The sequence below is a fragment of the Acinetobacter sp. UNC436CL71CviS28 genome (genome assembly GCF_000620525.1).
Classification (GTDB): Bacteria; Pseudomonadota; Gammaproteobacteria; order Pseudomonadales; family Moraxellaceae; genus Acinetobacter; species Acinetobacter radioresistens.
The window spans coordinates 40,743-60,988 of the sequence record NZ_JIBB01000020.1; the positions used below are offsets into that span (position 1 = coordinate 40,743).

Sequence of the window (20,246 nt, forward strand, 5' to 3'; positions counted from 1 at the left end):
GCACAGGAGGGTCTGATTGCCCTCCACCCTTCAGGATTTTTTATGAAAAAAACACTGCTCGCTTCTATTTTAATCTCGGCCAGCTTCTCTGTCTGGGCGTTACCTGTGACCAATAAAAGTCCACAAAAAGACCAGCTGGGTTATAGCTATGGCTATGTCATGGGTCGTACCAATGCAGATACCTTGAAAGACCTTAATCTGGAAGCTTTTATTCAGGGTCTAAAGGAAGGTTCTGAAGGCAAGTCTGCCCGTTTGACTGAAGAGGAAATGGCCCGAGCCTTAACTCAATATAAAAAGCAGGCGGAAGCTGAACAGCTGATTGAATTTCAGAAGATGGCTGCCAAAAATGGGCAGGCCGGTGCAGTATTCTTAGCAGAAAATATGAAAAAGCCTGGTATTATTAGCACCAAATCTGGCCTGCAATATCAAATTATTCGAGCGGGGCAGGGAAAAACTCCCAAGCCAACCTCACAGGTCAAAGTACATTATGAAGGCCGTTTACTAGATGGTACCGTGTTTGACAGTTCAATTGCACGTAGCCAACCGGTAGATTTTCAGCTGAACCAGGTCATTGAAGGTTGGTCTGAGGGTTTACAGACCATGAAAGAAGGCGGTAAAAGCCGTTTCTTTATTCCAGCCAAGCTGGCTTATGGCGAAATTGGTTCCGGTGACGCTATTCCACCGAATAGTACCTTAATTTTTGATGTAGAGCTTTTGCAGATTTTACCTTAATTTCTGTTCTTTGACATCCTCCCCGACCTTTAGGACAGGGATTCCTCCTACGAGACGCTCATGTCCGAGCGCAAGAATGTTGAGTGCTGAGTTTATATCTCTATCGTGGAATGTACCGCATTCCACACACTGCCATTCTCTTATTCCAAGCCCTGCTCTACCTTTCGGACTACTGGAGCGTGAACCACAGCACGAACAAGTCTGGGTGGTATATGCCTCGTTGACTTCTTCATACCATACTCCTGCGTTCTCGCATTTATACTTGAGCATGGATCGAAGTGTTGTCCAACCTGCATCTAGCACAGACTTGGCTAGTTTGGTCTGTGCCAATGCTTTGGCATTGACATTGCCAACGAAGATTGCTGCATGTTCATTCACCAGTTTATGGCTGAATTGATGCAACATATTTTGTCGTATATTTTTAATTTTGGCATGTATCGCTTTGACACGTTTCTTATTTTTTGCACGTTGTGCAATACCAAGTCTTTGTTCGTATTGGCGATAAATTTGAGGGGCTTTGAGTTTCATCCCATTTGAACAGGTCGCTAAATCTTTTAAGCCTAAATCTATGCCTATTGATGTTTTTGCATTGGTCTTTACTTGTTGAACATTTTCAACCACTAGACATACATACCAGCGTCTACGACTGTCTTCTACAAACGAGCCTGTTTTGATATTATATTTACTTAGTCCATAACTGTCCCATAGTTTGAATTGGTGCTTGCCATATTGAATATAGCCATCAGCATATTTGATTGCTACTTTCTTGAAGGGTATCCAACCTAACGAACGCCTAGCCGATTTCTTATTACTAACACGCCATTTTAGTTTTGCTTTCTTGAATTGCTTGCGTCTTATGACTAATTCTTCTGTGACAGCCTGAATAGTTTGGCTATGCAGATTACATTCTTTAGATGCGCCTTTAGTATATTTAGCAACGTCATAAGCTGAAAAGAATTGCTGTTTTCTTTGCAGATACTTGAAACACAAATCATTGACGTAATTCCAGACAAAGTTTACCTCTAATGCTAGTTGGTCTAACTCCTTGCAATATTTGTCTTTTATGCGTAGTTTAAGTGTCTTCATCACTAAAATATATTTGGTCTATGAGTAATAGTCAAGAGATTAGGACAGGTCGCCATTGTGTTTTTAATATGCACGTTCATTTAGTCTTTGTGGCTAAATATCGTAGCGATGTTTTTACCAAAGCTATGCTTGAAACAATGCGTGATGTGTTTGAGCGTGTTTGCCTTGATTTTGAAGCAGAATTAGTAGAATTTGACGGTGAAGATGACCATGCCTATTTACTTGTAAATTATCCACCTAAAGTTGCTATTTCTAGCTTGGTCAATAGTTTAAAGGGCGCATCAAGTCGTATTTTACGCACTAAACACCCCGAAATTAAAAACAAACTATGGGGTAATGCCTTATGGTCGCCCAGTTATTTTGCAGCCAGCTGTGGTGGTGCTCCAATTTCAATCATTAAACAATATATTAAGAGCCAGCAAACACCTCATTAGTAATCCTAGCTAACCCCTACAAGGGGGACTAGCGGATTGCAGCCTTATATTACCGCCCTGAAGGGTGAGGTTTTACGGCTATCCTGATAAAAAAACCGCCTATATAGAGGCGGTTTTTTATTTATATCGTAGTAAAACTGGCTTAATGCTTGAGCTGGCGAGGATGAAAACCGCTGATCAGCAAACCAACAGCATAAGCTAGAACTCCGACTATACACAGTCCTGCCACTTCAGCCACACGTAACCACTGTGAAAGCTCGCCGTTATACCACTGTAAGCCAAACCATAAGGCAGTTGCCATTATAGTATTGGCGACCACAAATTGTATAAATAGTTTTTTCCAGTGGCTACCGAAGCGGAAAATATTACGTTTATGCAGGTAATAGTAAAGCAGACCGGCATTGGCGAGTGCAGAACCTGAAGAGGCCAATGCCAGCGCCATATGCTCTGCATGCCAGTTGATCAGTTTAAAAAATCCAATAAAGACTATATTCAATATAGCATTGGTTGCAACTGCAATCAGGCCAACACGGACTGGAGTCTTGGTATCCTGCTGGGCATAGAAGCCAGGTGCAAAGACTTTAATCAGCATAAAGGCAATTACTCCCGCACTCATACATTGCAGTGCCAGTGCTGTCATTCGGGTATCTTCCCAAGTAAACTCACCACGCTCAAATAACGCCTGAATGATCGGTGTAGAGAGCATAAACAGTGCAATACTGGCTGGAATACCAACCAGCATGATTACGCGGACTGCCCAGTCCAGCATGCCACGGAATTTGATCTGATCCTGCTCAGCATGACGGGCTGAAAGTGAAGGCAGGATCACCGTACCAATCGCAACACCAATTAGACCCAACGGCAACTCAGTCATCCGTTCGGCACTATACAGCCATGAGACCGAACCATCCTGCATAAAGGAGGCCCAGATGGTGTTCAGTAACAGGTTAATCTGGGTAACTGACACCCCGAACAGTGCTGGCAGCATCAGTTTAAGAATACGTTCTACCCCTTCATGCTTGAAATCCACTTTAGGTGGAATCAGCAGTTTTTTACGCCACAGTTCCGGTATCTGAATCGCCAGTTGTAAAATACCAGCGACAACCACAGCCCAGCCCAATGCCATGATTGGCTCAGCCATATACGGTGTCAGCCACCAAGCCCCAGCAATCATCGCCACATTAAGAAGTACGGGTGAAAAAGCTGGTGTACTAAAAGAACCATAGCTGTTCAAAATACTACTGGCAAAAGCCGTCAATGACATAAACATCAGGTAAGGAATAGTCAGGCGGAACATGTCGACTGCCAAATCAAACTTGGCCGGATCATCATGAAACCCTGGTGCATAGATATACAGAATAGCCGGTGCTGCTACCATCGCGATAAAGGTTAATAGCGTCATGACCGTCAGCAGGCAGCCAAAAACCCGGCTAATCAGGATCTGGACTTCAGCATGAGTACGACTGGTTTTGTATTCAGTTAAAACCGGAATAAAGGCCTGCGAGAATGCACCTTCAGCAAACAGACGCCTGAAAAAGTTAGGGATACGAAAGGCCACCACAAAGGTATCGAAATCCTTGCCAGCACCAAATACATTAAGCAGGACCACATCACGTACCAGTCCCAGTACCCGTGACAGCATGGTCATTGCACTTACAATAAAGGTCGATCGCCACAGCGCCATGTATCCACCCAAGCCAAAAAGAAAGACGTTATTGTAATGAAAGTGCAGTAAAATTGCGTTGTAAAATCATCAATAAGATGACTGCTTTTTCTGCTTTAATAATTCCCTGAAATGTGCCCAGTCAAAATGGGGCCCTGGATCGGTTTTTCGTTCCGGCGCAATATCGCTGTGGCCGGCAATATGCTGGCCAATTTTAGGGTAAGCCTGTTGCAAGACAATCGTCACTTCAGCCAGCACCTGATATTGAATCTCGCAAAACTCAGTATCATCACTGCCCTCAAGTTCAACCCCGATAGAATAATCATTACACTCTACCCTGCCCAGATAGCTGGAGCGACCCGCGTGCCAAGCACGATCATTGAAATTGACGAACTGCAGGACTTCACCGCTACGCAGGATCAAAAGATGGGTTGAAACCTGTATACCGCGAATGGTCTGGAAATAAGGATGCGCATTCCAGTCAAGCTGGTTCTGAAAAAACTGTTCAATATAGCCCCCTCCAAATTGTGACGGTGGCAGGCTAATGTTATGCACGACAATCAGCTGGATTTCACATGGCTCAGGACGCTGGTTAAAATTGGGAGAGCTGATCTGTCTGGCCCCTATTAATTTTCCGTCAATTACCTGAAATGTGGGAGCTGTATGCATAAATTTATCCGTTTAGAAAATCTGTAGGTGTGCCTGAACCAGTGATCTGGACGCTGAAAAACAGGATGAAAAACTGTCTCTTTCCAGTGGGACAATGCTAATATATCGCACAATTTTTATGGGTACATCACGATACGGAAATTATATGAGCATTCCTGCCTCTTTGCTTGAACAGTCGATTCAGATCAATGTCCAGCAGGCCCTGCAAGAAGATATCGGTACGGGTGACATCACGGCTTTATTGACGCCTGAAGATGAACAGGCAACTGCAACCATTATCAGTCGGGAAGATATGATACTGGCAGGACAGCCTTGGGTGAATAGCCTGATTCAGACTTATGATCCTCAGGTAGAGGTAATCTGGCTAAAAAATGATGGTGACCGGGTACAGGCGAATGAGGCTTTTCTAAAACTGGCTGGCTCTGCACGCAGTCTGCTCACTGTGGAACGCCCTGCCCTAAACTTTATTCAGACTTTATCAGCTGTCGCAACCAAAGTAGCCGACTATGTTCAGCGACTTAACGGGCTGAATACCAAGCTTCTTGATACCCGCAAGACTCTGCCTGGGCTACGTATTGCCCAGAAATATGCAGTTGCAGTGGGTGGTGGACAAAATCACCGTTTGGGTCTGTTTGATGCTTTCCTGATTAAGGAAAATCATATTATGGCAGCTGGCGGTATTGCCCAAGCTATTGCTAAAGCCCATGACATTGCACCTGGTAAACCGGTTGAAGTTGAAGTTGAAACCTGGGATGAACTTAATCAGGCCTTAAACGCTGGTGCAGATATTGTCATGCTGGATAATTTTAGCACTCAGCAAATGCAGGATGCGGTTCAACATGTAGCGGGACGCTGCAAACTGGAAGCTTCAGGTAATATCACCCTGGAAAATCTGCGAGAAGTTGCCTCGACAGGCGTAGATTATATTTCGATGGGTGCCCTGACCAAAGATATAAAAGCTGTTGATTTATCAATGCGTTTTAATGGCTAATACAGAAATTAATTAACAGTTTCCTCACTCTGGTCGGTAGTTTCGGCTGTCTGCCAGGCTGATTCAGCCGTATTTTTTTCTTGGGAGCGTGGATCACAGGCCATTAATGCGAATGTAATAAAAGAAATTAAAATAATAAACAGTTTCAGCAAAAGTATAGTTCCTTATAGGTTAGGTCATAATGAAAAGGTATAAAATACATTAACTTATTCAGATAGACTGCGACGCAGGTTTAAGCCTTTCTATGTATTTTATTGGTTATATTTTGTAGGGTTGAATAAATTGCTGCATCGCCTTGATTCAAGAAGGCTAATTTATATCATATGTGGGGTTAAAATTATAAATTTCAATAGATTATACTTTTTATTTTAGACTCTTTAGATTCTCTTTTATATCATCTGTTCTTTTGAACTCCTCTGGTTAGAGCCAAAAAGGAAGAGTGTGCTCAAGGCAGGAAAAGTACTGGCTATAACCGGTTTAAATAAACATTATAGCCAGCCAGTTAAGATTAAACCGAATAACCCATAAATGGATCAGAGTAAGAATCTTTTCCTGTTTCAATCCGTCCGGCAAAGCGGCGTTTGAATTCGGGCTCATTTTCTAGACTGACTGTAAAATCATACCAGCCGTACCATTCACTCATATCCAGTAACAGCTCGGTTTCCGCCGTGCGGGTTTCTATGTGCCAGGACTTGTTTAAATAGGCATTGGCCTGAATCACCAGCTTTGCTGTTTTCTGACCGTCACTTCTGAGTTTTAGATATATTTTTGGTTCACACTCTTCTACACATATTCGAATTTCAGGCAGACTTTCACTATAAAGTTTGCTGTGAAGATTCCCCTGAAAACTCCGGTGAAAACCATTTGGTCCCAGTACCCACAAGTCATATCTGCCGTCATGTACAGACCAGATATCGTCTAGCTGTTTCCCTGCTTCTACCATATAACGTCGCGGAATAGCTTCCAGATCAAGCTTGTTATAAACATGAAAAACTGCTGCCTGCTCGCCGGTATTGGAAAAAATTAGCTGAACCTGCTGTCGGGCCAGTTCGACCTTGGCGCTACAGTGCAAAATATAGGGTAAGGCACGTGACAGGCGTATACCAGTCTGCTGTAGTGGCATGTTCTGGTTTTTCGGTACAGCCAGCTGTGGCAATAAAGCCTGCGTTAGACGGATTGCATCTGCTTCCTGTCTGGATTTCTGCCCAGGCAGCTCAGGTAGAATGTCCAGATTAGGAGTTTTAAAATTAAAGGCGGAGGTCAAGTCACCACAGACTGCGCGGCGGTAAGGGCTGATATTGGGTTCCTGTATTCCAAAGCGCTGTTCCATAAAACGTAAAATAGAGGTATGGTCAAAAACCTGTGAGTTTACCCAGCCACCACGGCTCCAAGGTGAAAGGATATACAATGGCACACGTACGCCTGGACCATATACCCGGCCATCCGGCTTGGGTTGTGATTTGGAACCTGCCACCGCAGGGTGATTGAAATATTCATAAGAAAGCTGCTGCTCGGTTAAGGTTGTTTTGCCGTGTAACTGGCCAGTCTGATCTTTTGAGGGTGCACTTGGCGATGGTATATGGTCAAAGAAGCCATCATTTTCATCAAAATTGACCAATAATACGGTCTGGCTCCAGATGTGCGGATTTTCTGTGAGAGCATTTAAAACTTCTTGGATATACCATGCACCTTGTACCGGGCTGGAAGGCCCGGGATGTTCACTATAAGTTGCGGGCGCTACTATCCAGCTCACCTGTGGTAACTGACCCTGCTGGATATCTTCTTTAAAACTGCCGAGAAACCCGCCATCTGGCATGGTATTGGCAATACCTTTATAAAGCGGCTGATTGGCATCAATTCTGGCATCGTATGCTGGACTTTTCAAGTCACTGTGACTAACGGGCTGACCAGACTGCTCATTGGCACGGCGATACTGTTTAAAACCGGCTAACGGATTATCTGTAAAGTTATCTGGCATGTTCTGGTAGACCTTCCAGCTGACTCCCGCCTGCTGTAGACGTTCAGGATATGTACTCCATTCATAGCCTTCACTTGAAGGCCCCAGTCCATCAAATTCATTTAATACGCTGGCTACGCCTGCTCCAGTTGGGCCATTGGTACCAGTCCAGATAAATTTGCGGTTCGGATTGGTTCCTGCATGCATGGCACAGTGATAGGCATCACAGATGGTAAAAGCATCTGCCAAGGCAAACTGATATTCCAGTTCCTGTTTTTTATAATATCCCATGGATTGTGGCTGCTTGTACTTGATCCAGTCTCCCATACGGCCATGGTACCAGGCTGCTTGTCCATCTGACCAGGAATGTGGTGTACCACTGACCCGCTGGGCATTACCTTTCGTACTGTCCAGATGATAAGGCAGAACTTTGTTCTGCTGGGCATCATACTGCTCCCAGACTGAACGGCCCTCTTTCAAGGGAATGGTAAAACGGTCCCCGAAACCACGGACTCCTTTTAAAGTACTAAAATAATTGTCAAAGGAGCGGTTTTCCTGCGTCAGGATAACTACATGTTTGACGTCCTGCAGCGTACCTGTCTCTACTTTGGCATCGATTGCCAGTGCTTTTTGAATACTGAGCGGAAAACTGGCCAGAGCGGCGGTGCCAAACAAGGTTTTACTAGTGGTTAATAAGAATTCACGACGGTCCATTTTAAGTCCTGCTGTTTGTCCAGAGATTAAGGGGCACAGTGCATTTTGCATCCAGAGGGTGAAGGCACTAATGTGCCGGAGTCGGCCTCATCTTCATTACAGGCACTGAGCAGCAGGCTGCCGGTTATGATTAAAACTAAAAATAATTTATGCATTGTCCATTACCCAATAAAGAAGTAAGGACTAGAAATACTGAAAACCAATGACGTTTACGTTATATTTTGATGTCGTTTCCATGAAATAAAAAACGCATCCGAAGATGCGTTTTGAATAGAACATGCAGCTTACCAGCCCAGCGCTTCCTGCTGTTTCTTGATCAGCTCGCTAATTCCCTGTTCTGCCAGCTCCAGCATGGCATTGCATTGGGCACGGGTAAATGGCTTATCTTCTGCAGTCCCCTGAATCTCAATAAATTCACCTGCCTGAGTCATTACCACATTCAGGTCAGTCTGGCAGTTTGAATCTTCTTCATAACACAGGTCCAGTAACACCTCATCCTGATACATGCCGACAGAAATAGCCGCAACTAGCCCTTTTAAGGGATCATGTTTGATTTTTTTGCGCTCGAGCAACACATTCATGGCATCTACCAGTGCAACAGCTGCTCCAGTAATGGCTGCTGTACGCGTACCGCCATCAGCCTGGATCACGTCACAGTCGATAGTAATAGTATTTTCACCCAGTTTTTTCAGATCGACCATTGCACGCAGGCTACGGCCAATCAGGCGCTGGATTTCCTGGGTACGGCCACTCTGCTTGCCGCGTGCCGCTTCACGGTCACTGCGAGTATGGGTAGAGCGCGGTAACATGCCGTATTCAGCAGTTACCCAGCCCTGACCCTGACCTTTTAAAAAGCGAGGTACAGAATTATCGATACTGGCTGTACACAATACTTTGGTATGACCAAACTCAACCAATACTGAGCCTTCGGCATAACGTGTGTAGTTGCGGGTGATTTTGACATCACGTAATTGGTTTAGGGCACGCTGGTCAATACGCATAATCCATCCTATAGCTGGCTCAAAATTGATTGCGCGCTATTATAGCAGATGCATCTCTTTCCCGTGCAGCTACAAATTGTGCTCATTCGAAAAGCGGTTCTTCAGTAAGGTAAATGCTTCCTTCCAGCGGCCTGCCTTGACCTTTTGCAGACTACCTTCCGGTAAAGAGCATTTCGCCAGCCGGACCCATACGCTCGCAAACTGCTGCATAAAACTCGCTTCATTATAGTGAATGCCATATTCTGCACACAGAGCCTTAATTTTCGGCGCCACTTCGGCATAGCGGTTAGCCGGCATATCCGGAAACAGGTGGTGTTCAATCTGGTGACTCAGGTTACCGCTCAGAATATGCAGCCCTTCCGTGCCACTGAAATTACTTGAACCACGAATCTGGCGTAAATACCACTCTGTTCGGCTTTCACTTTCAGTATTGTCTGGCTCGAAGGTTTCGGCATCTTCAGTAAAATGGCCGTTAAAAATTACCGCGGAGGCCCACAGGCTCCGAATTATATTGGCCACCGCATTTCCGGCAAAAACTGGTAAGGCGTTCGGTCCGGCGATTAATGGAAAGAAGATATAGTCTTTAAGTACTTGACGGCGGACTTTCAGGCGCAGTTTTGCTGCATCTTGCCAGACCTGTTTCCATGTTTTGGTTTTATAGACCAGTACATCTTCCAGATGCAGGTTCTGTACACCCACATACCACTCAAAAAACACCATAAGCTGGATTGCCAGTGGAATATTAAATAGAAAGCGCGGCTCCCATTTCTGTGATTCACTGACCCGAAGCAATCCATAACCGACATCATGATCCTTACCGACAATATTGGTATAGGTATGGTGCACATAATTATGGGTATATTTCCAGTCATCTCCCGTCGAGATAGTGTCCCAGTCATAATTTGCCCCATTCAGGCTCGGGTCATTCAGCCAGTCAAACTGGCCATGCATCACGTTATGACCCAGTTCCATATTTTCAACAATTTTAGAAATACCCAGCAAGGTGGTTCCAGCCAGCCAGACTGGTGGGATCCAGCCGGCAAACATCAGCATGCCACGTGAAGCAATTTCACTATAACGGACGAAGTTGCGGATTTTATAGATATACGCTGCATCCTTTTCGCCAAGACTATCCATAACTTCACGGCGGATTGCGTCTACTTTTTCACCAAACTGCTGGATTTCTTCAGGTGTTAAATGGCGGGATTTAGAATTTAGTGGATACTGTATGGACATGTTCATGGGTGCTCTCCAATATTTTTAATTTTTTGACTCTAGAGATTAATCTCAAGCGGACTGACTGCCTGACTGATACAAAGCTTGATCTGAACGTTGTTACCATGGTCAATTTCACCGGTCAGCAGATTTCTGGTTGAGCCACTGACCTTGGTACAGGTGCAGGTATTACAGATTCCCATACGGCAACCGTGCGCAGGTCTTAAACCGGCCTGTTCTGCACTGTCCAGCAGATTACCTTTGGCCTCAAATACCTGCTGTGAACGTATGAACCTGACTGGCTGGGCTTCTAGGGTCTCATCCATGACTGGCTGGAAATACTCCTGATGTAACCAGCCCTCTGCCTGTGCCCCATGATAAATATACTGTACCGCCTGCATCATGCCTGGCGTACCACAGGCATAGCTGTGAGTATGGGCAAAATGTGGCACAATAGCCTTGAGTAAAGCCAGGTCCAGATGCTGTTTCTGCTGGGTAGTATTGATAAAATGATAGTTGAGCTGCGGATAGGCCTCTGCTAATTGCTGGATTTCATTATGCAGGACAGTATCACGGCTAAAATACAGCAGATCGATCTGTCTCACCTTTTGTGTCATGGCTTGCTGTAACAGAGCATAAATAGCTGTAATTCCGCTTCCGGAAGCAATCAGTAAAGCAGGCTCCTGACCAGCATGCAGACAGAACTCCCCCTGTGGCTGCGATATTTCAATTACCTCGCCTTTTTTCAGCTGTGACATGGCCCGGGAAACCCGTCCCTGCACCTTAACTCCTAATATCAGCGTACCGGCATCTATAGCAATAATCGAATAACTCCGCTGTAAACGTACACCTTCTACTACAACTGTGACCAGAACCGACTGCCCGGCACGATACTGTTGTGTATTAAACCGGTGGCTGGGTCTCAGTTTGATCCGGTACATGTCGGCGGCCAGAGGATAGACACTAATGACTTGTGCCTTGATCCGTTTTAAGGCCAACATCGGGTCAACCTTTTCCAGAAGAAAGTCTACAAAATCTTCACGTATCCATTGTGGCTTGTATTGCATTTGTGCGGTCATCGGTGTTCCTCTTTATGCTAGCTATTTAGTGAGTGAACAAACGTTCTTTAAGTGTACAATTGTTCACTATACGCTTTTCCATTATTCAGTCAACACCTGTACACTGATATTCGTCGTTTAAAAGTAGCTATTTTTTGCTAGACTCTTGCACAAAGTAATTTTGGGTTAGCATGATGTCGATACGTGATGAACGAAAGCAGCAGAGTCGTCAGGCCTTACTGGATGCGGCATTGCGCCTGAGTACTTCTGGTCGTTCATTTAGCAGTATCAGCCTGCGTGAAGTTGCACGTGAGGTTGGTTTAGTGCCAACTGCCTTCTATCGGCATTTTCAGGATATGGACCATTTAGGTCAGGAACTGCTTGATCAGGTCGCGCTGCATTTAAAAACAGTGTTACATCAGCTGGGTCTGGCTTATCTGTCACAGCTCGGCAGTAAATCACAGAATACCTTACAACTCTTTTTTCAGGCAGTTGACCAGAATCCTGAACCCTGGATTTTTATGATTTCTGAACGTTGGGGCGGTTCCAAGGTCGTTCGCCAGGCGATTGGCCGTGAAATTGAATTTCTAATTGATGATCTGGTCAATGACCTGCGCCGGATTGAAAGCCTCAAACATATTCAGGATGAAAATGACCTTAAGGTACTTTCTACTATTCTTACCAATCTCTCTTTTACCTGGGCCATGACCTGGATCAGTCTGTCACGCCAGAATAGTGGACTGGCCTTGAAGGAACAGCAGGAACAGTTTATGCAGCAGGCTGCGACCGAATTACGATTTATGTTCCGTGGCGTATCTAACTGGACATAGTGCCAAGCACCAATTTTTAACACAAAAATTGCTATCACCCGGCTTTTGGCTTTCTGTTATCTCAACAAATAGTTTAATTTTACAGTAAGGTAAGTACTGCTACAGTATAGCCATCGGCAAGGAACGGAAAATAGGCATGAATCCAGAGCGCCATAAACAATTTTTATTACGTAAAGAACGCATTCTTCAGGCAGCAGAGAAGCTACTACTGGAAAATAATCAGGAAATTACACTGGATGAACTGGTTGCAGAGCTGGATATTGCCAAAGGTACATTGTACAAGCACTTTAAAAGTAAAAATGAGCTATTACTGGAACTGGTAATCCAGAACGAAAGACAACTGCTGGAAATTTCCCGTGCACCTTATCGTAACTTTAGGGAATATGCACCTGCCTATATGCTGCATCACCTGCTTGCACCTGGCCGTACTATTTTACTGCACCAGCTTGAAGAGCATCTGACTATGACAGCATCGGGTCTGAATACACTCTTTGAAGAGTTGTATCAGGTACGGCAGGAACGGATTCTGGCCATTCGTGAAGTCACCGAACAATATTTAAAATCATTAAATTATGATATGTCGATCCGTGACTATCTGTCTTATATCTGGTCCCTGACTTATGGTGCAGCCCTGTTACTTAATTCTAGCTACTATCAGCGTTCTATCGGTTCACGTAAAAAACTGATTCAGCTTTATATCAATCAGGCACTTTCTTTACCAAGCCAACCGATTAATCTGGATGCTTTCGAGCTGGACAGCGAATTACTTTAAGTTCAGTTTAAATACTATCTATAAAAAAGCCGTTTCCTGCCCTGACAGAAAACGGCTTAAATAATTAAATAACTATAGACTATTTGGCTTTACGCTCTTTATTAATCAAGAAATCAAGCACCTGGGTAACTTTAGCGTCTTCACCCTGAATAATATATTTACCATTTACAACTACAGCGGGTACACCAGTTAACTGGTATTGCTGCGCCAGACGGTTAGATTGCGCCACTTTTCCGGTAATCGAGAAAGAGTTGAACATGCTGTTGAATTTACTCTCTGGTATACCGTACTTGGTAAAGAATTTTGCCTGAGCAGCCTGGTCAAAAATCTGCTGGTTGTTGACATGAATTGCATGGAATAATGGCAGATGGGTTTTTTGGCGTACACCGAGTGCCTCAGACACATAATAGCCACGTGCACCCTGTTCCCAGACTTTATTCATGGCAGCCGGAGTACGTACAAAGCGTACGTCTTTAGGTATCTTTTTAAGCCAGGCCTGCATATGCGGTTCAAGCTTAAAACAGTGCGGACAGCCATACCAGAAAAACTCACGGACTTCGATCTTGCCCGGTACTTCAACCTTAACAGGATTGGCCACTACGGTATAATCCTTGCCTGCTACGAAATTGGCTGCCATGGCACTACCTGAAAATGCCATTACAGCAGTACACAAACTACCTAAAATAAACTTTTTCATTGACGCTGAGATTCCTCTGAATTGTTATGCCGAGTTTATGAGCTCACTATAAATTAAATATGCCAGAATCGTTTTCCTTCTGTGAACTTTTTTACAGCTTTTATCGCTTTTTCTGGAATTAACGCTACACTAAGTCTGAATATTTTATTCCTGATCATTAACTGGATAATGAGGTGACTGTCATGTCGCAACTGAATGTTGATCCACAAGAAATTGCTAAATTCGAAGCACTTGCAGCCAAATGGTGGGATCAGCATTCTGAGTTCCGTCCCTTACATCAGATCAATCCCTTGCGTTTGAACTGGGTAGATGAGCTCAGTGGTGGCCTGGCTAGTAAAAAGGTACTGGACGTAGGTTGTGGTGGTGGCATTTTGACCGAAAGTATGGCGCGTCGCGGTGCGGCTGAAGTGCTGGGTGTAGATATGGGTGAAGCGCCTTTAGCAGTTGGCCGCCTGCATGCCCAGCAGGAAAATGTGCAGAATATTGAGTACCGCCAAATTCCGGTAGAACAGCTGGCTGAAGAACAAGCGGGCCAGTATGATATTGTGACCTGTATGGAAATGCTGGAACATGTACCAGATCCGGCTTCTATTATTAAAGCCTGTCAGACTCTGGTAAAACCGGGCGGCCATGTGTTTTTTTCTACCATTAACCGTAATCCGAAATCTTATCTGTTCGCTATTATTGGTGCCGAATACCTACTCCGGATGCTGCCTAAAGGTACTCATGATTATCACAAGTTTATACGCCCATCCGAGCTGGCCCATGACATCCGGGCTGCCGGGCTAGAGCTTAAACAGATGACCGGTTTACATTACAACCCGCTGACCAAACATTACTGGCTGGCACCGAATGTAGATGTCAACTATATGGTACATACTGTTAAGGAAGTCACAGAATGAAAGCTGTCCTGTTTGACCTTGATGGTACCTTGATTGATACCGCAGCTGACTTTATCCGTATTATTCAGGATATGTGCCGTGCCGAAAACTGTGAGGTTGTAGCAGCAGACCTGATCCGCACCCAGGTGTCTGAAGGTGCGCGAGCCATGGTCAAACTGGTCTATCCGCATCTTGAGGTCGATGATCCGGTATTTCTGGCACACCGTCAGCGTTTTCTGGACCTATATGGAGCAGATATTGCAGTTGAGACAGACCTGTTCGAAGGCATGTACCCTTTACTTGATGAACTGGAAGCTCGAGGTATTCCTTGGGGAATTGTGACTAATAAGCCCCGTGGCTTAAGCGAGGCTTTACTTGCTGCCCTCAACTTAACAGAACGCTGTGCAGTACTGGTCTGCCCTGAGGATGTCACCAGAACCAAACCTGATCCGGAACCGATGTATTTAGCTGCCAGACAAATCAATCTTCCGGCAGAGCAAATCATTTATGTCGGGGATCATCCGCGTGATATTGAAGCCGGTCGTAATGCAGGAATGTATACCATCTTGGCTGCTTACGGCTATTTACCGTTAAGCCACAAAGATGACTTAACGGCCTGGCAGGCAGATTGTATAGTGAATGATATTTCCGAACTGCGGCAGAAGGTATGCCAACTGCTGAAACTGGAATCAGAAAAACCCGTAGTACTTTAGACATATCATAATAATGAGGAGGTTTGCCTATGAAATACTCACAATATCAACCTCGTCCAGACTTACTGAAAAATCAGGTTATTCTGATCACGGGTGCAGGTGACGGTATTGGCCGCGCTGCTGCCTTAAGTTATGCCCTGCATGGTGCTACAGTTGTTTTGCATGGACGTACCCTGAACAAGCTTGAAGTCATCTATGATGAAATTGAAGCATTGGGGGCACCTCAACCTGCCATTTTGCCTTTACAACTGTCCAGTGCTTCTGCACAGGATTATGAACATCTGGTCAATATTCTGGATAAACAGTTCGGACGTCTAGATGGAATTTTGCATAATGCCGGTATCTTGGGTGAGCGTATCGAACTGGCCCATTATCCAGCTGAAGTCTGGGATGACGTGATGGCGGTAAATCTGCGAGCACCCTTTGTACTAACGCAGGCCCTATTGCCTCTACTGCAAAAATCTGAACACGCTTCGGTAGTTTTTGCCAGTTCAGGTGTAGGCCGGGAAGTTCGTGAGCGTTGGGGTGCATATTCTGTTTCTAAAATTGCTATTGAAGCGGTAAGCAAACTGTTTGCTGTAGAAAACCAGCATCCGAATATACGCTTTAACTGCATTAATCCGGGCGCCACCCGAACAGCCATGCGGGCTAAGGCTTTTCCAGATGAAGATCCAAAAGTGCTAGCGACACCAGAAACAATTATGCCGGCTTATTTATACCTGATGGGTGAAGACAGCCGTCATATGAATGGGCAGAGTATCGATGCTCAGGATTAGTCTCGGATTTTATTTTTGAATCACTGTTGGGCTTAAATAAAAACAGGCTATACCAAGTTAAACTACTGCTATTGCAAAAGAGGTTACAGGCATAGACGAGATCATATCTTGCTCTATGCCAAGAATGAGTAAAAGCAGAAATAAGCTTAAATATTTAAAGCAGAAATTTACCGATACATATAAAATAATAGTATGGAGAATACTTAATTTGTTTTATATTAAGTACGCATTGTCTCTGCAATTTTAAATAATTAGTTGAATTATCTTCACAGTTTCTCTGTTTTTTTTTCGTACAGTAGATGGGTAAAGAAATTTTAAGTATGAATTTGAGGATTAAACATGAAAAAGATTATGGCTGTGCTGGCATTATCTTTCTCTACCTTCATGGCAAGTGTAGCTTTTGCAGCACCTCCTCATAAAAATCAGGACCATTCGGACCGACGTGGCGGGCCACATGGCAAGATGTTCCAGCAGGACGAAGATTCTGTCCGTGAACAGCGTCGTATGCGTGAAGAACGTGGAGTCAGTCGTCTGAAACAGCACAAATGGCAAACCGGTTATATTATGCCGCAACATTACCGAGGCAACGGCTATAAGGTTGAATATGAAAATCATGACCTACCGAAACCTTCGCGTAATCAGCAATGGTATAAGGTCAATAATGATTATCTGTTAGTCGATTCAGATAAACACAGTATTATCAGGATTATGGACTGATACATATTCTTCATTATTCCGTTCATCCAGAATAAAAAGGCCTAAATACAATTTAGGCCTTTTTATATAGGGCTAACTGGCTTTTTCTGTCGAGTTAATCCGTAATTTCCTTCTCAATTCCTTCATTAATTTCACAATTCAATAAAACGGCTTTCATGCTTTATATCTAATTGTTGCCTAAAGTAGCGTTATAAATTGATGAGCTTGCAACGCAGGATAAAAACATGAAAACATTACTTACAGGTATCGCTTTATCTTTGAGCGCGCTGATTACTACCAGTGCTATGGCCGCACCACAGCATTATGATCGCCCTAATACCCCACACTGGAGCCATGATGACCGTCGTTATGATGACCGCCGCTGGGATGATCGCCGCTCATCTTCACGAGTAAATCCAAGTCGTGAATGGCGCAGTGGTCAGGTGCTGCCTCGTCAGTATGATAACAACCGTTACAAGGTTGACTACCGTGATAGCCGTCACCTGAATAAGCCTGCCCGTTATCAGCAGTGGTATAAAATTAATGGTGACTATGTGCTGGTCAATGAACGTAACAACCGTATCATACGGATTCTGGGCTAATTCAGTCCTATATCGATACATATTCACCCGGGCACTGACCCGGGTGTTTTTTTGCTTTTTATATACCTGCCTGCTGTTTTTTGATTAGAATCAGCAGACTGAATAAGCAACTGGATCAGGCATATTATGAATTCTCTGGAAACCGCGAATACTACTGAACAACTCAATGTACGCTGGTTCCGGCATTCTGCTCCCTATATTAATGCGCATCGTAATAAGACCTTTGTCATCATGTTTGGAGGTGAGGCGGTCTGCCATGATAATTTCCAGCATATTATTCACGATATTGCCCTGCTCAATTCCTTGGGAATTCGTCTGGTTCTGGTTCACGGTGCCCGTCCGCAGATTAACCAGAATCTGGAACAGTTTCAGCTGAGTGCACCATTTCATAAGAACCGCCGGATTACTACACGTGAGTCTCTTGGCTGTGTCATGAGTGCTGTAGGCTCAATCCGTCTGCAAATTGAAGCCTTGCTTTCTACCGGGTTAGCGAACTCACCTATGTACGGCGCAGCTATCCATGTAGTCTCTGGTAATTTTGTCACTGCTAAACCTTATGGTATTCATGATGGTATCGATTTTCAGTTAACCGGTGAGGTCCGCTCCATAGACAGTACCAGTATTTATCAACATCTTGAGCATAACAGTATTGTACTGCTCGGACCGACTGGGTACTCCACTACAGGCGAAGTCTTCAATCTGCTGGCAGAAGAAGTCGCAACCAAGACAGCCGTTGCCCTAAAAGCCGATAAACTGATTTTTCTGGGCCAACAGCAAGGTCTATTAAATTCCAAACAGCAATTATTACGTGAATTAACATCTCAGCAGCTGGACCCTTATATAGAACAGCATGAACAGGCAGATCCAACCCAGGCTTTATATTTACGTGCGGCACGCGATGCTTCCCTAGAAGGCGTCAATCGTGTTCATCTGATTTCTTATACGTATGACGGTGCGCTAATTGAAGAGCTATTTACCCGTGATGGGATTGGCACCATGATCACCGATGCACATTATGAAGAAGTCCGCATTGCCAGAATTCAGGATGTAGGTGGACTGATCAAACTGTTACGCCCCCTCGAACAAGAAGGGATACTGGTTTACCGTTCACGTGAACGGCTGGAAACTGAAATCAACCAGTTTGCTGTCATTGAGCGTGACGGTACCATTCTCGCCTGTGCGGCACTTTACCCGATTCCAACTTTGAAGAATGAAATACCTTCGGCAGAAATTGCCTGTGTAGCGGTACATCCGGCATACCGCAAATCGAATCGAGGCAGTCAGATTTTAAATTTTCTTGAAAAAAAGGCACAAGAGAATGGAATCAAGCAGTTGTTTGTACTGACCACCCGCACAGCACACTGGTTCCTAGAACATGGTTTCATGCCAGCCTCTGTTGATGATTTACCCAATACCCGGCAGGCACTTTATAACTATCAGCGAAATTCACTGGTATTTAAAAAACAGTTATAGAACCGGCCTTAATATTTAGCTTTATTTTTAATAAATATATCTTTGAACCAGAAATAAAAATTAGGATTTTTAAGGTTTTTAATTATTATTTCTGGTTCTTCTTTAGCTCAATAAAAAATTAATAATAATATTCAGATATTTAATTAAAAATAATATTAATTTTTAAATCATAAATACTCATAAGTTAAGCAGTTTTATATTTTAGCTTTTTTTTTCATGACTAAACGATAAAAGCTTATTTTTTTAGCATTACCGGGCATCTTAGGCTGTATGTGATTGTTAAATTTCACTGCCAGGAGCACTTTTTCTATGAACAGCCAGCAAATTTCTTGGGCCCGTTCTGCCATCTTATTGAGCAGTCTGGCAACTGCCCTGTTTCTAGGTGGCTGTTCCAAATCTGACCCTCAGACTCAGGTCTTGAATATCGGTTTTCAAAAATATGGTATTTTACCGATTCTAAAGGCCCAAGGTAGTCTGGAAAATGCTCTCAAATCACAAGGTATAAAGATTCGTTGGGTTGAATTTCCTGCAGGTCCACAGCTCCTTGAAGGTTTAAATGTCGGAAGTGTCGCTTTTGGAGAAGCAGGTGAAGCTCCCCCTATTTTTGCTCAGGCAGCCAATTCAAATATTGTCTATGTAGCAAATCAGCCGGGCGCGCCTCATGGGGAAGCATTGGTAGTCCAGAAGAATTCTCCCATACAGTCTGTTGCTGATTTAAAAGGCAAACGGATTGCACTGAATAAAGGTTCTAATGTTCATTATTTACTGCTCAATATTTTAGAGGTGAATGGTTTAAAGCTTGAAGATATTCAGGTGATCTATCTGCCACCGGCAGATGCTCGTGCTGCATTTGAACGTGGTTCTGTCGATGCTTGGGTAATCTGGGACCCCTTCCTGGCCGCAGCAGAACAGCAACTTGGTGCCCGGGTTTTAAAGGATGGTCAGGGGTTGGTCAATAACCTGCAATTCTATCTGGCCGACCGTAAATTTGGGTAGTGTTTCAAAAAGTATGCTGGCATTAAACGAATCCATTATTGATATAAAAGAACACTAAATCAAAGGCTTTGAAATGATTTTCAAGCTTTTTGGAGAAGTTGCAGCTTCTCCTAAAGCCTCGCCTGATTCGATGCCGTAATCGACAATTATTGCCTTCTATACCCACAGTGAAAAATTTACCAATCAACTGTTTGCATTCTTTAAAGGTCGTAACAAAGCTATCCCAATGGTCACTTGATATACATGTATAGCTTACACCTAACTGCTTCAATTTTAATTTAAGTCGTTTT

The 20,246-nt window shown here is 44.0% G+C and carries 21 protein-coding genes and 1 pseudogene; 12 read left to right on the forward strand and 10 right to left on the reverse strand.

The genetic code is table 11. The features are described from left to right. Positions 1 to 42: 42 nt before the first annotated feature. On the forward strand, positions 43 to 732 hold the full coding sequence (locus tag N518_RS0109065; protein ID WP_005017411.1) for an FKBP-type peptidyl-prolyl cis-trans isomerase: 690 nt from the start codon (positions 43 to 45) through the stop codon (positions 730 to 732). On the opposite strand, the gene N518_RS16180 is transcribed toward N518_RS0109065, so the two are convergent. Next, entirely contained in the window at positions 724 to 1,818 is a 1,095-nt protein-coding gene (locus N518_RS16180; protein WP_005023766.1) for an RNA-guided endonuclease InsQ/TnpB family protein, read from the reverse strand. The genes N518_RS0109065 and N518_RS16180 overlap by 9 nt on opposite strands. A gap of 20 nt (positions 1,819 to 1,838) precedes the next feature. Here N518_RS16180 and tnpA point away from each other — a divergent pair, with 20 nt between their 5' ends. After that, the gene (gene tnpA, locus N518_RS0109075) at positions 1,839 to 2,252 is read left to right on the forward strand and encodes an IS200/IS605 family transposase (protein WP_005023768.1); all 414 of its coding nucleotides are present in this window, start codon (positions 1,839 to 1,841) and stop codon (positions 2,250 to 2,252) included. A gap of 142 nt (positions 2,253 to 2,394) precedes the next feature. Here the strand turns inward: tnpA and murJ are convergent, their stop codons facing one another. Together murJ and ampD are read right to left on the reverse strand one after the other, a co-directional pair. Continuing rightward, on the reverse strand, positions 2,395 to 3,936 hold the full coding sequence (gene murJ / locus N518_RS0109080; RefSeq protein ID WP_026444174.1) for a murein biosynthesis integral membrane protein MurJ: 1,542 nt from the start codon (positions 3,934 to 3,936) through the stop codon (positions 2,395 to 2,397). Between the two features lie 69 nt (positions 3,937 to 4,005). Continuing rightward, positions 4,006 to 4,584, reverse strand: a complete 579-nt coding sequence (gene ampD, locus N518_RS0109085; RefSeq protein ID WP_026444175.1) for a 1,6-anhydro-N-acetylmuramyl-L-alanine amidase AmpD — start codon at positions 4,582 to 4,584, stop codon at positions 4,006 to 4,008. A gap of 145 nt (positions 4,585 to 4,729) precedes the next feature. Between ampD and nadC the strand changes: the two genes are divergently transcribed. Beyond that, positions 4,730 to 5,575 (forward strand): carboxylating nicotinate-nucleotide diphosphorylase, encoded by an 846-nt coding sequence (nadC, locus tag N518_RS0109090; protein WP_026444176.1) that lies wholly within the window; start codon positions 4,730 to 4,732, stop codon positions 5,573 to 5,575. Between the two features lie 8 nt (positions 5,576 to 5,583). On the opposite strand, the gene N518_RS17220 is transcribed toward nadC, so the two are convergent. From N518_RS17220 to N518_RS0109115, 5 genes are all read right to left on the reverse strand, one after another. Then, positions 5,584 to 5,727 (reverse strand): hypothetical protein, encoded by a 144-nt coding sequence (locus N518_RS17220; RefSeq protein ID WP_016801140.1) that lies wholly within the window; start codon positions 5,725 to 5,727, stop codon positions 5,584 to 5,586. Between the two features lie 356 nt (positions 5,728 to 6,083). Then, positions 6,084 to 8,246 carry a phosphocholine-specific phospholipase C gene (locus N518_RS0109100; RefSeq protein WP_026444177.1) on the reverse strand — a complete coding sequence of 721 codons (2,163 nt, stop codon included), beginning with the start codon at positions 8,244 to 8,246 and terminating at the stop codon, positions 6,084 to 6,086. Positions 8,247 to 8,530: 284 nt separating this feature from the next. Beyond that, positions 8,531 to 9,247: a ribonuclease PH gene (rph, locus tag N518_RS0109105; RefSeq protein WP_005017425.1), complete on the reverse strand. Its 717-nt coding sequence runs from the start codon at positions 9,245 to 9,247 to the stop codon at positions 8,531 to 8,533. A 69-nt stretch (positions 9,248 to 9,316) separates the two neighbouring features. Next, positions 9,317 to 10,489 carry a fatty acid desaturase family protein gene (locus tag N518_RS0109110; RefSeq protein ID WP_026444178.1) on the reverse strand — a complete coding sequence of 391 codons (1,173 nt, stop codon included), beginning with the start codon at positions 10,487 to 10,489 and terminating at the stop codon, positions 9,317 to 9,319. Between the two features lie 32 nt (positions 10,490 to 10,521). Then, positions 10,522 to 11,541 (reverse strand): flavin reductase family protein, encoded by a 1,020-nt coding sequence (locus N518_RS0109115; protein WP_005023781.1) that lies wholly within the window; start codon positions 11,539 to 11,541, stop codon positions 10,522 to 10,524. 173 nt (positions 11,542 to 11,714) lie between these two features. Here N518_RS0109115 and N518_RS0109120 point away from each other — a divergent pair, with 173 nt between their 5' ends. Beyond that, the gene (locus N518_RS0109120; RefSeq protein WP_026444179.1) at positions 11,715 to 12,350 is read left to right on the forward strand and encodes a TetR family transcriptional regulator; all 636 of its coding nucleotides are present in this window, start codon (positions 11,715 to 11,717) and stop codon (positions 12,348 to 12,350) included. A 136-nt stretch (positions 12,351 to 12,486) separates the two neighbouring features. After that, positions 12,487 to 13,122, forward strand: a complete 636-nt coding sequence (locus N518_RS0109125; protein WP_005017430.1) for a TetR/AcrR family transcriptional regulator — start codon at positions 12,487 to 12,489, stop codon at positions 13,120 to 13,122. A gap of 79 nt (positions 13,123 to 13,201) precedes the next feature. Here N518_RS0109125 and N518_RS0109130 read toward each other — a convergent pair whose 3' ends face one another. Further along, positions 13,202 to 13,819 carry a thiol:disulfide interchange protein DsbA/DsbL gene (locus N518_RS0109130; protein WP_005023783.1) on the reverse strand — a complete coding sequence of 206 codons (618 nt, stop codon included), beginning with the start codon at positions 13,817 to 13,819 and terminating at the stop codon, positions 13,202 to 13,204. Between the two features lie 182 nt (positions 13,820 to 14,001). Between N518_RS0109130 and ubiG the strand changes: the two genes are divergently transcribed. The 7 genes and pseudogenes from ubiG to N518_RS16185 all read left to right on the forward strand — a co-directional run. Beyond that, on the forward strand, positions 14,002 to 14,721 hold the full coding sequence (ubiG, locus tag N518_RS0109135) for a bifunctional 2-polyprenyl-6-hydroxyphenol methylase/3-demethylubiquinol 3-O-methyltransferase UbiG (RefSeq protein WP_005023784.1): 720 nt from the start codon (positions 14,002 to 14,004) through the stop codon (positions 14,719 to 14,721). Further along, the gene (locus N518_RS0109140; RefSeq protein ID WP_005017436.1) at positions 14,718 to 15,413 is read left to right on the forward strand and encodes an HAD family hydrolase; all 696 of its coding nucleotides are present in this window, start codon (positions 14,718 to 14,720) and stop codon (positions 15,411 to 15,413) included. Before ubiG ends, N518_RS0109140 begins: the two co-directional genes overlap by 4 nt. A gap of 29 nt (positions 15,414 to 15,442) precedes the next feature. Next, positions 15,443 to 16,189 carry a YciK family oxidoreductase gene (locus N518_RS0109145; RefSeq protein WP_005017438.1) on the forward strand — a complete coding sequence of 249 codons (747 nt, stop codon included), beginning with the start codon at positions 15,443 to 15,445 and terminating at the stop codon, positions 16,187 to 16,189. A gap of 339 nt (positions 16,190 to 16,528) precedes the next feature. Next, positions 16,529 to 16,906, forward strand: a complete 378-nt coding sequence (locus N518_RS0109150) for an RcnB family protein (protein ID WP_005023793.1) — start codon at positions 16,529 to 16,531, stop codon at positions 16,904 to 16,906. 224 nt (positions 16,907 to 17,130) lie between these two features. Further along, the gene (locus N518_RS0109155) at positions 17,131 to 17,487 is read left to right on the forward strand and encodes an RcnB family protein (protein WP_005023794.1); all 357 of its coding nucleotides are present in this window, start codon (positions 17,131 to 17,133) and stop codon (positions 17,485 to 17,487) included. A gap of 126 nt (positions 17,488 to 17,613) precedes the next feature. Then, positions 17,614 to 18,960, forward strand: a complete 1,347-nt coding sequence (gene argA, locus N518_RS0109160; protein ID WP_005023795.1) for an amino-acid N-acetyltransferase — start codon at positions 17,614 to 17,616, stop codon at positions 18,958 to 18,960. 309 nt (positions 18,961 to 19,269) lie between these two features. Then, a pseudogene (locus tag N518_RS16185) lies at positions 19,270 to 19,950 on the forward strand (aliphatic sulfonate ABC transporter substrate-binding protein); the annotation flags it as partial. A gap of 28 nt (positions 19,951 to 19,978) precedes the next feature. On the opposite strand, the gene N518_RS16760 reads toward N518_RS16185, so the two are convergent. After that, on the reverse strand, positions 19,979 to 20,246 hold a 268-nt coding region (locus N518_RS16760), incomplete at its 5' end, for an IS1 family transposase (protein WP_252509869.1).